Raw genomic sequence first — 13,546 nt, 5'->3', positions numbered from 1 at the left:
TGCTTTGTCGTCAAAATTTCAAGATGAGAATGCGAGCCCTTAATTACTATGATGAGAATTCTTCTCACTGGTGGCGACTCTTATGACCGTACTTCACAGCGTGGATTTCTTTCCTTCGGGTAGTTCGCCAGTGGCGATCGAGCCGCGTCTTCCGCAGTCGGCCTTCCCGGAGCATCATCATGACTTTCATGAAATCGTGATTGTCGAACACGGTACTGGCATTCATGTTTTTAACGGACAGCCCTATACCATCAGCGGCGGGACGATCTGTTTTGTTCGCGACCACGATCGTCATTTGTATGAGCACACCGATAACCTGTGTCTGACCAACGTGCTGTACCGATCGCCGGACGCCTTTCAGTTTTTGAGCGGTCTGAATCTGCTGCTGCCGCAGGAGCAGAATGGTCAATACCCTTCACACTGGCGCGTTAATCAGACGGTGCTGACGCAGGTGCGGCAGCTTGTCAGCCAGCTTGAACCGAAAGACGACGCGGCGGATGCGCCGGAACGGGCGAATCGCGAACTGCTGTTTATGCAACTGCTGGTACTGCTGCGTAAAAGCAGCCTGGCGGAAGGCGCGCAGGATAATGACGCTCGTCTGAATCAGCTGATCGCCTGGCTTGACGATCATTTTGCCGACGAGGTGTGCTGGGACGATCTGGCAGATCGTTTCTCGTTGTCGCTGCGGACATTGCATCGTCAGCTCAAGCAATCCACCGGCCTGACGCCGCAACGTTATCTGAACCGGCTGCGTCTGATTAAAGCGCGTCACCTGCTGCGGCACAGCGACGATAGCGTCACTGATATCGCTTATCGCTGCGGATTCGGCGACAGTAACCATTTTTCGACCCTTTTTCGCCGCGAGTTTTCATGGTCGCCGCGCGATATCCGCCAGGGGCGCGACGAAATTCTTCAGTAACGCGAAGACAATCAACGTTTTTAACCACCCGTCAGACGATAATAACCAGTCATTCGTCGTTGAGGTGATCCTGCTGTGGGCCAGTTAATTCTTCGTAAAGCCGACTTTTTCACCAGCGCCGGCCAGGCCGTTGCCGTTGCGGATCGCTATCCGCAAAACGTCTTTGCTGAACATACTCACGAGTTTTGCGAACTGGTGCTGGTATGGCGCGGCAATGGCCTGCACGTCCTCAATGACCGTCCGTACCGCATTACGCGCGGCGATCTATTTTATATCCGCGCCGAAGACAAACACTCTTATGCTTCGGTCAACGACCTGGTATTGCAAAATATTATCTACTGCCCCGACCGGCTTAAACTTAATGTCGACTGGGACGCGCATATTCCTGGCCTTAAGGGAAACGATCGGCGCGCGCACTGGCGGCTTAGCAGTAGCGGGATGACGCAGGCCCGGCAGGTCATCTCCCAGCTCGAACATGAAAGTATCCACCATGACGCGCAGGCCAATGACATGGCTGAACTGCTCTTTGCGCAGCTGGTGGTACTGCTGAAAAGACACCGCTATACCACTGATAATTTATCGGCGACGTCGCGCGAGCCATTGCTGGATAAGCTGATCACCGCGCTGGCAGGAAGTCTGGATAAACCTTTCGTACTCGAAACCTTTTGCGAACAGGAGCAGTGCAGCGAGCGTCCCCTTCGCCAGCAATTTCGCAGCCAGACAGGGATGACCATCAGCCAGTATCTGCGTCAGTTGCGGATCTGCCACGCACAATATCTCCTGCAGCACACGGAAATACTGATTGGTGATATCGCCATGCAGTGCGGCTTTGAGGACAGTAATTATTTTTCTGTGGTATTTAACCGCGAAATAGGCATGACACCGGGACAATGGCGTCATCGCAGCCGCGACGGAACTGCGGTAAATATAAATATGATGAATAATTAACGGGAGGCGAAATAACATTCGCAAACCGCTGGCGAAAATTAAAATAAATCTCTGTGCTATAAATCACATTTGTTTGCGGAAATTTTGTTTTATAATATATCATTCACTCATGGAGGTAGAATGTTAGCCCTTATCATTTTGCTGTTTATATCCGCCGCTGCTTTTTTGTTATCGCGAGATAACAAAGGTAACGTCGCGCTTGATGATATTTGTTGGCTAAATTCACCTGACGATCTTGCCGACGTTGACCTGTCTTCCGCCGACTGTCCGCATTATCAAATGTCGCAGGAGTGGTCCCGTTTATGGGATTGTACCGGGCAGGCATTACGCGCCCGCTTCCACCGGCACAAACAACGCCTCGCGGCGATTTCGCCGTCGCCTTGCCAGCGCGTGTTATGTTGCCGTAAACGCGATGAATTGCGTTTTAGTTTCCGTATATCCAGCCTGCGCCAGTTAATCGCCTGCCGCCATGCCAGCGGTGCCGATTGCCATCGCGCAGGCCAATTTGGTGTCATCCACAAAGCACAATGCGCGTTTTCGCCATTGTGCTTTTTTTTGTCTGAACAAACCTGAGAGGCTGAATGATGTTTATTGTTTGTGTTGCTGCATGTCCGACCGGTGTTGCCCATACTTACATGGCTGCGGAAGCGCTTGAAATGACGGGGAAAAAACGGGGTCACGAGGTTAAAGTTGAAACCCAGGGCAGCATGGGGGCGGAGAATGAGATCCTTGACGAGGATCTGGCGCGGGCCGATGCGGTGATTATTGCCGCCGATGTCGCCATCAGCGGTAAAGAACGTTTTGCAGGGATGGTTAAGCTGGAGTGCAGCGTCTCCGATCCCATTAAATTCGGGGATGCTGTCTTTGAGGCCGTTGAACAGGAGGTTGCGCATGGCTAAGTTTCAGGGAGGAGGCGGCAAGCTTTCAGCGGGCGCGGAAGTGAAAAATGCCATTATGACCGGCGTGTCGTGGATGTTGCCTTTTGTGATTGCTGGGGCAGTCATTATGGGGATCGCGCGTATTGGTGCGTCGATGTACGGCATTGATAATATCTGGGATGCCAGCCATGAACAGGCTGCCAGCCTGGTCGTACAGGTCCTGCATCGCTTCGATGGTTTCGGCGGGCTGGCGCTGTCGTTGATGCTGCCGGTAGTGGCAGGTTATATCAGTTTTGCCCTCGCCAATAAGCCGGGCATCGCGCCGGGTATGGTGGGTGGGTTACTGGCGAGCAGTCTCGGAACCGGCTTTCTGGGGGCGCTGGCCGCTGGTTTCGTTGCAGGATATATCGTCCGGGCGCTCACCACATACATCAAATTACCTAAAGCACTGGCCTCGGCCGGGCCGATTTTTATCCTGCCGGTCGGCGGAACGCTGCTGACCTGCATTGTGATGGCGTTTGTTATTGGCACGCCGCTGGCGGCGCTTAATCACGGTATGGAGCACTGGCTGCTGTCAATGTCCGGTACCAATAAAGTGCTGCTGGCCGCGGTAATTGGTGGCATGGTGGGCTTTGACCTCGGCGGTCCGGTGAATAAGGCCGCGGTCACCACGGCGATGGCGCTCCTGGCTTCCGGAATTTACGATCCCAATACCGCTGCGCAGGTTGCCATTATCGTACCGCCTATCGGTCTGGGCGTTGCCACGCTGCTGTGGGCAAAACGCTTCCCGGAATCGCTGCGTGAAGCGGGCAAGGCGTCCACGCTGATGGGGCTGATTGGCGTCTCGGAAGGGGCCATTCCTTTCGCGCTGTCCAATCCTAAAATCATTGTGGTTAACATGATCGGCTCTGCGGTCGGCGCGTCAATGGCGGTAGGACTGGGTGCGGTGAACCAGGCTCCCATTTCCGGGTTTTACGGCTGGCTGGCGGTAGAGCACTGGCCAATATATGTTCTCTCTATCGCCTGCGGCTCCGCGATTATTGCCTGTGGATCGCTGCTGGTATTTCGCAATGCACCGGGCGAAGCCATTAAAAAAGAAATGACGGCACCTAAATTTAAAGCCAGTCGTTAATATAACGATATATTAACGGCGGTTCGTCACTAATCATGAAAATTAACGGATAATTATCCGTGGTATTTTCTCGCCCCTAAAAAAGGCAGGAATAAAGATGAAAACAGTTCATTTGATCCAGCATACGCACTGGGATCGCGAGTGGTATTTCACTGAAAATGATTCTCGCGCCGTGCTTTTTTATTTTATGGCTGATTTACTGCAACGCCTTGAGGCCGATGAATCATTAGGTCCATTTATACTTGATGGGCAGACCGTAGTACTGGAAGATTATTTTACTAGCGCGCCCGAAAACCGTGCACGGGTGCAAAAACTGATCGCCGGGGGAAGGCTGCTTATCGGTCCGTGGTATACACAAACTGATTTCTTAGTGGTCGGCGCAGAATCCATTACCCGCAATTTGCTGCTGGGCATGGCGGACTGTAACGCGATGGGAAGCCGGATGCCGGTAGGTTACGTACCCGACTCCTTCGGCCAGAGCGCCCAGTTGCCGATGTTCCTGGCGCAGTTTGCGATGGATTGCGCGGTGATCTGGCGCGGTTGGTGCGAGCACGATGTGGCTGCCAGCGAGTTTCGCTGGCAGAGCGCTGACGGCAGTTGCGTCACCACCGCCGTGCTGCCGTGGGGGTATGGCTGCGCGAAATGGCTGCCCACCGACGCGCAGAAGGCATGGCAGGTGCTACCCGGTATTCTGCAAAAACAGGCGAAATTCAGCACCAGCGGGCACATCTTGCTCCCCAACGGTAACGATCAGTCCCCCTTTGAGTATGGCGTTCCGGCGATGCTCGATGCGCTTAATACGCAGCAATCTGACTACCATTTTGTGCGCAGCGATTTTAGCCGCTATTTTGCGGCGCTGGAACGCACGGGAGCCGAACTGGCGACGTATCAGGGCGAGTTACTCAGTCCGAAATATATGCGTATTCATCGCGGCATTTTCTCAACGCGTATGGATATCAAGCAGGCTAACGTCCGGCTGGAGACCTTCCTCAGCCAGCAGCTTGAACCATTCTTGAGCGTGGTCTGGCAACTGGGGCTGCCTTATCCGCAAATGGCGGTGGAAAATATCTGGCGTGAGGCAATGAAATCCCACGCCCATGACAGCATTGGCGGCTGCAATGCCGATCGCGTCAATGCGATGGTGAAAGCCCGTCTGACCTCAGGCCATGAATCCGCCAGCCAGCTTTTCGAACTCAACATGAAAATGCTGGCGGAAGGGATCGCTGCGCGGCAGCAGGGCAAAAAAATCATTGTCTTCAACCCGCTGCCTTACCCGCGCGACGGGCGAGTGGCGCTGACGGTTTACGTGCCGGGCGCACATTTTGCCATTGTGGATGAAGAAGGGCAGCCGTGCCGCTGGCAAATTGTGCAGGAAGAACAGCAGGATATGTCGGTAATTGTGCAGGAGCTTTCCAACAGTACGACAACGGTATGGTATCGCAAATGCGATATTATCCTTGAGGCAAAAGCTCTCCCTGCCTGTGGTTACCAAACGCTTTACCTGCAGGAGGATGCGCCTGCCGGGTTTACCGTGCCGCAAGAAACGATTTCTGCGCTCGATAACCCGTGGCTGCGCCTGACGCTGACGGACGGGCACATCTCGCTGCTCGACAAACGTAGTGGCAAGCACTGGAGCCATATCCTGCGGCTGGTTGATGGCGGCGATGCGGGAGATAACTATAACTATTCCCCGCCGGAAGATGACTGGCGGGTCACCAGCGACGGCGCATTAGTATCCGCTACCTGGCAGCGGGATGCACTGGCCGATACGCTTAACCTGAACTGGCGCATCGCTGCGCCGCAGGATCTGCCTGCCCGCCAGCAGCACGAGCGTAACGGACAACTTAACGTCAGCATGACGATCGCCCTCGATCGCGATCGTCCGCTGCTGGATGTGCACATTAGGATCGACAACGCCCTGCGCGATCATCGGCTCCAGCTTGAGATCCCCACCGGCATCAGCGGAATGTTCCATTTTGCCGATCAGCCCTTTGGCCTGATCCGTCGGGAAAACCGTCCGCAGGCGCTGGATATCTGGCAACATGAGCAGTGGACGGAAGCGCCCGCGTCGCTGTGGCCGATGCAAAGCCTGGCGATGATGCATGATCAGCAACACAGCATGTGCGTGGTCACCGACGGGCTGCGCGAGTATGAAATCCCCGCTGACCGTCCCGGGACGCTGGCGATTACCCTGCTGCGCAGCGTCGGCTGGCTGGGGCAGCCAGATATGCCGTGGCGTCCGGGGCGCGCCTCCGGCATGGTGCTCCCTTCGCCGGACTCGCAGTTGCCTGGACGTTTTGAGTGTCACCTGGCGCTGGTGCCGCTGCATCACGGGCCGGATGCGGCGTTCTGGCGTGACGTCGAGAACTGGCGTACACCCGCTTCCGGCTGGCTGGACTCCGGCTGGTCACGCTTTAAAACCAATCCTCACGGCATGCGCTTCCCGGCAACATACAGTCTGCTGCGCTGGGATACCCCACTGCACTTCAGCACGCTGAAGAAAGCGCAGAACGAGGAGGCGCTAATCCTGCGCGGCTGGAATCCGGGCACCGTGCCACTCGACAGTGGCAAACCCGTAATCTCTGGCGACCTGACATACGTAACGCTGGCGGAAACGCCGCGTCCGGGAAGCCATAACCCTGTCCAGCCCTGTTCACCAGTCAGCTGGCGAATCGCTCCTGCGGAAAAAGGAAAATCCGATGCGTAAAATAGCGTTTGTATGCCCCCTCGAAAATGGGCTTCATGCCCGGCCGGCGGCCGAATTGCAACAGCGCGTGGCGCAATTTCGTTCCCGCGTCACGCTGCATAATCTGCGTAATAAGCGGCAGGTCGATGCCGGAAGCGTGCTGGCGCTCATCGGCGCAGATGTGCTTCACCATGATGCGTGTGAACTGCATATTGACGGTGAGGATGAGCAGGACGCCTGGCAGATGCTGAGCGCATTTATTACGTGCGATCTGGCAGAATGCGACGGACCGCTTGCCCCTGTGACGAGGCATCAAGAACAGCCGTTGCCCGTGTTTCTGGCCGCCACCACGTCCATCTGCCTGCGGGGTAACGGCGTCAGCCCGGGCCTGGCAAGCGGGGTGGCGGTGCCTCTGGGGGCGGTGGATTTGCCGCAGTTTGCTGAGCAGGAAGCGCCGGAAGACGCTGGCCTTCAGCAGCAGCGGCTGGCGCATACGCTGGCAGTCACCCGCACGCAGCTAAAAGAGGAGAGCCGCCAGGCGCAGGGCGAGGCCGCGTCGGTGCTCGGTGCGCATATCACCTTGCTCCAGGATGCGATGCTGGAAAAGGCGCTGCTCTCACCCCCTGCCGCACGTAACGCGCTGGCGGCGCTGGCGTACACCATTGACGGGCTATGCCAGCCGTTACGCGAAAGTCAGAGCCAGTATTTGCAGCAGCGGGCGCTGGATTTACAGGATCTCGGGCTGCGTCTGGCCGCGAATCTGACCGAACGCCCGCTGTTTACCCTGCCGGATTTGCAGCAGGATTCAATCATCATCAGCGCCGGACTGATTACGCCGGGTCAGTTTCTTGCCCTGCGCGGTCCTCATCTGAAAGGCATTGTGATGGGCGAGGGCGGCGAAACCTCCCACACGGTGATCCTGGCCCGTTCCTTTGGCATCCCGCTCTTATGCATGCCGAACGCGTCTGTGCCTGCGGGTGCCCCGCTGCTGATGGACGCGCGTTATGACGTGCTGATCGTCGCGCCGGATGCCTGTGCTGAGCAGTGGCGCGACCTGGAAGAGGACAAAATCGCACGCATTGCCCGACGGCTGGAACCGCTCACCCGAACGGCAGGCGTTAGCCGCGACGGAGAGCGCGTAAAACTGCTGGCGAATATCGCCCTGGCTGATGAAGCGGAAAATGCCTTCGCGGCGGGTGCCGAAGGCATTGGCCTGTTTCGCACCGAAATGTTGTTTTGTGAGCGAAGCACACCGCCGGATGAAGAAGAACAATATCAGGCGTACCGGCATGTACTGACGCTGGCGCAGGGCAAAAAAGTCGTGATCCGCACGCTGGATATTGGCGGCGATAAACCCTGTGACTATTTAAACCTGCCGCAGGAAGAAAACCCGTTCCTCGGCTGGCGGGCAGTGCGCCTTTATCCGGCGTTTGAGGCCATTTTTAGCAGTCAGGTCCGGGCGTTGCTGCGTGCCAGCGCGGCAGGGCCGCTGGATATCATGGTGCCGATGGTGGCGACGCTTGAAGAGATTAAATGGCTGCACGCCCGCTTTCATCAGGTGGCGGAACAGCTTCATACAGAAGGCGTCGTCGTCGGCGAATGGCGTTTAGGCATCATGGCGGAGGTGCCTTCTGCGCTGTATCTGCTGGAAAGAGCGGCGAAATGGATTGATTTTGCCTCCATTGGCAGCAACGACCTGGTGCAGTATTTCCTCGCCTGCGATCGGGGCAATCCGCACGTTCGTCATCTGTACAACTACTGCGATCCCACTTTTCTGATGCTGCTTAATGAGATGGCGGCGCGGTCAAACGTGGAACTCTGCCTGTGTGGCGAAATGGGCGGCGATCCGGTGGTAATGCCGCTGCTGCTGGGGGCAGGGCTGCGGCAAATCAGCATGTCTGCCGGGCGAATTGCCGGGGCGAAAAAGCAACTGGCCTCGCTGGAGATGGATGACTGCCGGAAGACGTTGCAACGGGCATTAGCCTGTGAAAATGCGGCGGAAGTGACCGCACTACTGCATGAGGCGTCGGCGGCCAGTGTGCTACCCGTTTTCGATCCGGCCCTGTTATTACTGGATCGGGATGTCACCAGCAAGGCGGAAGCAATCAAGTTGCTCACGGATAATCTTGAGGTTGAACAGCGGGTACGCGCGGGCGTGGACGTCGAGACTGCCATCTGGCAGCGGGAAGCGGTTTTTTCCACCGCGCTCGGCTTTGCGGTCGCCATCCCCCACTGTAAATCCGCCGCGGTCCTGAACAGCAGCGTGTCGTTAATGCGCCTGAAGACGCCGTTATCATGGGGAGAAGGGGTAGACGTCTCGCTGGTGATCATGCTGACGGTGAGCGAACAGGAGAAGGGCGATCACATGAAAATCTTCTCGCGACTGGCCCGCAAGTTGATGCATGACGATTTCCGCCAGCAGCTATTGCAGGGCAGAGATGCCGGTGACTTGACCGCACGACTTGAGCGTGAACTGACACTCTGAGGCACGTTTGCCCGATAGCGTGGCTATCGGGCAGTTAAGGATGGATTCGTTATGCCACATCATCAAAAAAATACTTTCGGCGCTTTTGCGCTGCTCTCTGCCGTCTTTTTTTACTGGGGATTGCTCACCTCCATTAACAGCGCGTTAATTCCTTTTTTCAGAACCACGTTCTCGCTCTCATGGCGTGACGCCATGCTGGTGAACGTTGCTTTTTATCTGGCTCCGTTTGTGATTTGTTTTCCGGCTTCACAGTGGATGAATCGCGTTGGCTATCGTCGGGCGCTGACCGTTGCCCTGTGTCTCGCTTTCGGCGGTGCGCTGGTCATTGCTTTTTCGCTGTGGACGACGCTTTTCGCACTGTGTCTGGCGGGTATTTTCATTCTTGCGATGGGCGTAGCCGCCATGCAGGTGGTGGCAAATCCTTACGTCACCCGGCTGGGAGCGCCTGAAAACGCCCCCGGCAGGCTGAGCCTGGCGTCATCGATCAATTCCTGCGGCGCGACACTTGCGCCGGTGCTGCTGGCGGCGGTACTGGCGCTGACGGTTTCAGCGTCAACAACGGCAATTGCGGGTTTGTATATCGGACTGATGCTAGCCGGCCTGCTATTGTTCTTTTTGCTGCATACCAGCCGGATGCACGACTTTCGCGATGCAACACTCGCGCAACCGGGGCGCTGGCGCTATTTGTGGCAACAGCCGCAGTTTCGTTCGGGCGTGGCCGGGATTTTTGTTTATGTTGGCGTTGAGGTCAGCCTGGGAACCACTCTCCTGAGCTACCTCAATGAAGCGTCGCTGGGCGGTTTTTCCCGGGCAACGGCCACGTCGCTGGTGGCGTTTTATTGGGGCGGTGCGTTAATCGGCAGACTGCTGTACGGGCTGTGCGCCCGCTATTGTCATCCCCGGCGGATGTATTCCGGCTGCGTGACGGGCGCTATCGTGCTGACGCTTGCGGCGATCGTGCTGGCCAGCCGCGCGGGAGGCTACTGCCTGCTGATAGTCGGCGTAATGAACTCGGTGCTATACCCGATTATTTTTTCCCGCACGTTAAGCGGGTTGCAGGATGATGCCGCGCGGATCTCGGCCTGTTTAATCATGGCCGGCATTGGTGGCGGGGCGATCCCGTTTATACAGGGAATGGTCATTGATATCGCTGGCCTGAAGATGAGCTTTCTGGTTCCGGTATGCTGTTACCTGTTTCTGCTGTTCAATGGTGCCCGATATTCGTCGTAACCGACGTCCCCCCTGCCGTGCCAGCAGGGGGGCATCCATTACCCCGCCATGCCCAGCCCGACAATATTCGCGGCAACGATAATCACCACGCAGCCGATGCTCAGCACGCTGACCGGACGCCGTCCGGCGTTGTTCCACTCCTTCAGCACCAGGCCGACAATTCCGCCGCACAGCACGTAGAAGCTCATATGTAGCATCCAGCTAATGTAATCGTACTGCGCCGGAATACGCGCGTGGCCCCAGGCGTAAAAGAAGAACTGCAAATACCACATCAATCCGCCGAGTGCGGAAAGCAGGATATTGCTGACGATCAGCGGTTTTGCCAGCGAGAAATCTGCTTTTACCGACAGGTTTTTCACTTTTGCCAGACGAATAATACAAAAGCCGAGGTTGATCAGCGCGCCGCCGCCCATAATCACCACGTAGCTTGGCAGCGCCACGTAAAGCGAATCAACACCCAGCGCCGCCGCCGCTTCATGCATCGGTTTTGCGGCATTCATCGCAAACGACATGCCAGCAGAAAAGATGCCGCACATCACCGCCAGCACCAGCCCTTTTTTCAGGTTGAATTCTTCTGCTTTAATACCCATTTTGCGTTCTTTTAACTGCCCGGCATGAGTCACAATCCCCACGCCGATCAGCGCAACCAGCACGCCCAGCAGCGTCATGCGACCGCCACGGGTGTTAATCAGCACATCAAAATTGCCGTTCAGAATAGGCGTCATTAGTGTGCCGACAATCAATGTGATACCAATCGCAATGCCTATTCCCATCGACATGCCAAGGTAGCGCATGGTCAGACCATAGTTGATATTACCAATTCCCCACATCGCGCCGAATAAAAATACCGGCAGCAGCGTGGAGGCGCTGAAGGAGCTGTAGTAAGCCCAGAAGTCAGGCAACAAAATGGCACTGATCGTCCAGGGTAAAATCAGCCACGAGACGGTACCGCCGACCGACCACATGGTTTCCCACGACCAGCCTTTCACTTTTTTGAACGGGGCATAGAAACAGGCGGCACTGGCTGCGCCTATCAGATGCCAAAAAATACCCATCGTAATCATGTTACTCATGCGTTTATCCTCATCTTTTTATGGCCGGTAAAACCTCCCCGACCCGATGAGTGTAAAAATTGCGCGGTAAAGTCACCTTCAGCGGATTGCCGCATTACGCCGCAGGCTGGCAATGAACCAGTTAATCGAATGAGCCAGTTCACAATTTTCGCTTCATAACTGGAAGTTATAACCTTATTAAAACTACGGCATTGATAAACATTTTCAATATCATTTAATTAACTATAATGAACCAACTGCTTACGCGGCGTTAACACATCTGCCGCCCGACAATAATGGAGATGATTATGAGCTATACACTGCCATCCCTGCCGTATGCCTACGATGCCCTGGAACCGCATTTCGATAAGCAGACGATGGAGATCCACCACACCAAACATCACCAGACCTATGTCAACAACGCCAACGCTGCGCTGGAAAGCCTGCCTGAACTGGCCAATCTGCCAGTTGAAGAGCTGATTACTAAACTGGATCAAGTTCCGGCAGACAAAAAAACCGTACTGCGCAATAACGCGGGCGGTCACGCCAACCACAGCCTGTTCTGGAAGGGTCTGAAAAAAGGCACTACCCTGCAGGGCGATCTGAAAGCCGCGATTGAGCGTGATTTCGGCTCCGTGGACAAATTCAAAGAAGAGTTTGAGAAAGCGGCTGCAACGCGTTTTGGCTCTGGCTGGGCGTGGCTGGTGCTGAAAGACGACAAACTGGCTGTGGTATCTACCGCTAACCAGGACTCCCCGCTGATGGGTGAAGCCGTCGCTGGCGTTTCAGGCTTCCCGATTGTGGGGCTGGACGTGTGGGAACACGCTTATTACCTGAAATTCCAGAACCGCCGCCCGGACTACATCAAAGAGTTCTGGAACGTGGTGAACTGGGACGAAGCCGCAGCGCGTTTTGCCGCGAAGAAATAAGTTTTCTGACTGACGCTCTACACTGAGCTGTAGAGAAAAAGCCTCCGCAGGCCCTGCCGCGGGGGCTTTTTTTATGTCCTTTCCGGAGTGCTATGGTGATCTGCATCAAATAAAAAACAATGATCCATTAAAATAGAAACCGTGTTTCAATTTGTGTGTTCAGGATCACTTTTATAGTTTCGCTGAATGATTATCTTCCTTTCATCGATACGGGAGCATCTTCTGATTGAGGTGCGCTCGCCCATAAAAATCGCCCCCTTTTTATGTTTACAGGTGAAGAAGATGCAGATTAAACGCAAGATTGAAAAAATTCCGGGTGGCATGATGCTCGTGCCGTTGTTCCTTGGCGCGCTGTGCCATACCTTTGCGCCGGGGGCAGGAAAATACTTCGGATCGTTTACCAACGGGATGATTACCGGCACGGTGCCGATCCTGGCGGTCTGGTTTTTCTGTATGGGCGCATCAATTAAACTCAGCGCGACGGGGACAGTACTGCGTAAGTCCGGCACGCTGGTCGTCACCAAGATTGCGGTAGCCTGGCTGGTGGCGGCAATTGCCTCACGCATCATCCCGGAACACGGCGTGGAGGTCGGTTTTTTTGCCGGGCTGTCTACCCTGGCGCTGGTGGCGGCGATGGATATGACCAACGGCGGGCTGTACGCCTCCATCATGCAGCAGTACGGTACCAAAGAGGAGGCTGGCGCGTTCGTGCTGATGTCGCTGGAATCGGGCCCGCTGATGACCATGATTATTTTGGGCACCGCAGGCATCGCCTCGTTTGAACCCCACGTTTTTGTTGGTGCGGTATTACCTTTCCTGGTCGGCTTCACGCTGGGTAATCTCGACCCGGAATTACGCGAATTTTTCAGCAAAGCAGTACAGACGCTGATCCCCTTCTTCGCCTTCGCGCTGGGTAACACGATTGATTTGAGCGTCATTGCTCAGACCGGGCTGCTGGGTATCCTGCTGGGTGTGGCGGTGATTATTGTGACCGGTATCCCACTGATTATTGCTGATAAACTGATTGGTGGTGGCGATGGTACAGCAGGAATTGCCGCTTCCAGTTCGGCCGGGGCGGCAGTAGCAACACCGGTCCTGATCGCGGAAATGATCCCGGAATTCAAACCGATGGCTCCGGCGGCTACCTCACTGGTCGCAACCTCCGTGATTGTGACCTCAATTCTGGTGCCGATCCTGACCTCTATCTGGTCGCGAAAAGTGAAAGCGAGAGCGGCGAAAGCTGAGGCTGCGAAGGCTAATGTAGTGGGCGCTGTGGAATAACGTAAC

Annotated in this window: 11 protein-coding genes; 10 read left to right on the top strand and 1 reads right to left on the bottom strand. The window is 55.7% G+C overall.

Going from position 1 to position 13,546, the window contains the following annotated elements:
• The first annotated feature begins 82 nt into the window (after window positions 1-82).
• The 8 genes from rhaS (at window position 83) to CHU32_RS18330 (ending at window position 10,278) form a co-directional block, all read left to right on the top strand.
• On the top strand, window positions 83-919 hold the full coding sequence (gene rhaS, locus CHU32_RS18365; protein ID WP_103676832.1) for an HTH-type transcriptional activator RhaS: 837 nt from the start codon (window positions 83-85) through the stop codon (window positions 917-919).
• A gap of 75 nt (window positions 920-994) precedes the next feature.
• Window positions 995-1,867, top strand: a complete 873-nt coding sequence (gene rhaR, locus CHU32_RS18360) for an HTH-type transcriptional activator RhaR (protein ID WP_103676833.1) — start codon at window positions 995-997, stop codon at window positions 1,865-1,867.
• Between the two features lie 120 nt (window positions 1,868-1,987).
• Window positions 1,988-2,440 carry a hypothetical protein gene (locus CHU32_RS18355; RefSeq protein WP_103676834.1) on the top strand — a complete coding sequence of 151 codons (453 nt, stop codon included), beginning with the start codon at window positions 1,988-1,990 and terminating at the stop codon, window positions 2,438-2,440.
• A gap of 11 nt (window positions 2,441-2,451) precedes the next feature.
• On the top strand, window positions 2,452-2,766 hold the full coding sequence (locus CHU32_RS18350) for a PTS fructose transporter subunit IIB (RefSeq protein ID WP_103676887.1): 315 nt from the start codon (window positions 2,452-2,454) through the stop codon (window positions 2,764-2,766).
• Complete coding sequence (locus tag CHU32_RS18345; RefSeq protein ID WP_103676835.1) at window positions 2,759-3,877, top strand: PTS fructose transporter subunit IIC; 1,119 nt, start codon at window positions 2,759-2,761, stop codon at window positions 3,875-3,877. The genes CHU32_RS18350 and CHU32_RS18345 overlap by 8 nt, the downstream gene beginning before the upstream one ends.
• 97 nt (window positions 3,878-3,974) lie before the next feature.
• Window positions 3,975-6,584: a glycoside hydrolase family 38 N-terminal domain-containing protein gene (locus CHU32_RS18340; protein WP_103676836.1), complete on the top strand. Its 2,610-nt coding sequence runs from the start codon at window positions 3,975-3,977 to the stop codon at window positions 6,582-6,584.
• On the top strand, window positions 6,577-9,048 hold the full coding sequence (gene ptsP / locus CHU32_RS18335; RefSeq protein ID WP_103676837.1) for a phosphoenolpyruvate--protein phosphotransferase: 2,472 nt from the start codon (window positions 6,577-6,579) through the stop codon (window positions 9,046-9,048). Before CHU32_RS18340 ends, ptsP begins: the two co-directional genes overlap by 8 nt.
• A gap of 51 nt (window positions 9,049-9,099) precedes the next feature.
• Complete coding sequence (locus CHU32_RS18330; RefSeq protein WP_103676838.1) at window positions 9,100-10,278, top strand: MFS transporter; 1,179 nt, start codon at window positions 9,100-9,102, stop codon at window positions 10,276-10,278.
• 38 nt (window positions 10,279-10,316) lie between these two features.
• On the opposite strand, the gene rhaT is transcribed toward CHU32_RS18330, so the two are convergent.
• On the bottom strand, window positions 10,317-11,351 hold the full coding sequence (gene rhaT, locus CHU32_RS18325) for an L-rhamnose/proton symporter RhaT (RefSeq protein WP_103676839.1): 1,035 nt from the start codon (window positions 11,349-11,351) through the stop codon (window positions 10,317-10,319).
• A 287-nt stretch (window positions 11,352-11,638) separates the two neighbouring features.
• Between rhaT and sodA the strand changes: the two genes are divergently transcribed.
• Both sodA and kdgT read left to right on the top strand, forming a co-directional pair.
• Entirely contained in the window at window positions 11,639-12,259 is a 621-nt protein-coding gene (gene sodA / locus CHU32_RS18320; RefSeq protein WP_103676840.1) for a superoxide dismutase [Mn], read from the top strand.
• A 282-nt stretch (window positions 12,260-12,541) separates the two neighbouring features.
• On the top strand, window positions 12,542-13,540 hold the full coding sequence (kdgT, locus tag CHU32_RS18315) for a 2-keto-3-deoxygluconate transporter (protein ID WP_103676841.1): 999 nt from the start codon (window positions 12,542-12,544) through the stop codon (window positions 13,538-13,540).
• Window positions 13,541-13,546 lie beyond the last annotated feature (6 nt).

Source organism: Superficieibacter electus (genome assembly GCF_002915575.1).
Classification (GTDB): Bacteria; Pseudomonadota; Gammaproteobacteria; order Enterobacterales; family Enterobacteriaceae; genus Superficieibacter; species Superficieibacter electus.
This window is presented reverse-complemented; position numbering and strand designations above follow the sequence as displayed.

What these genes read in the sequence shown, in the direction of transcription:
- rhaS (WP_103676832.1), top strand. Translation starts at nt 83, where the DNA reads ATGACCGTACTTCACAGCGTGGATTTCTTTCCTTCGGGTAGTTCGCCA.
- CHU32_RS18355 (WP_103676834.1), top strand. Translation starts at nt 1,988, where the DNA reads ATGTTAGCCCTTATCATTTTGCTGTTTATATCCGCCGCTGCTTTTTTG.
- CHU32_RS18350 (WP_103676887.1), top strand. Translation starts at nt 2,452, where the DNA reads ATGTTTATTGTTTGTGTTGCTGCATGTCCGACCGGTGTTGCCCATACT.
- CHU32_RS18345 (WP_103676835.1), top strand. Translation starts at nt 2,759, where the DNA reads ATGGCTAAGTTTCAGGGAGGAGGCGGCAAGCTTTCAGCGGGCGCGGAA.
- CHU32_RS18340 (WP_103676836.1), top strand. Translation starts at nt 3,975, where the DNA reads ATGAAAACAGTTCATTTGATCCAGCATACGCACTGGGATCGCGAGTGG.
- ptsP (WP_103676837.1), top strand. Translation starts at nt 6,577, where the DNA reads ATGCGTAAAATAGCGTTTGTATGCCCCCTCGAAAATGGGCTTCATGCC.
- CHU32_RS18330 (WP_103676838.1), top strand. Translation starts at nt 9,100, where the DNA reads ATGCCACATCATCAAAAAAATACTTTCGGCGCTTTTGCGCTGCTCTCT.
- rhaT (WP_103676839.1), bottom strand. Translation starts at nt 11,351, where the DNA reads ATGAGTAACATGATTACGATGGGTATTTTTTGGCATCTGATAGGCGCA.
- sodA (WP_103676840.1), top strand. Translation starts at nt 11,639, where the DNA reads ATGAGCTATACACTGCCATCCCTGCCGTATGCCTACGATGCCCTGGAA.
- kdgT (WP_103676841.1), top strand. Translation starts at nt 12,542, where the DNA reads ATGCAGATTAAACGCAAGATTGAAAAAATTCCGGGTGGCATGATGCTC.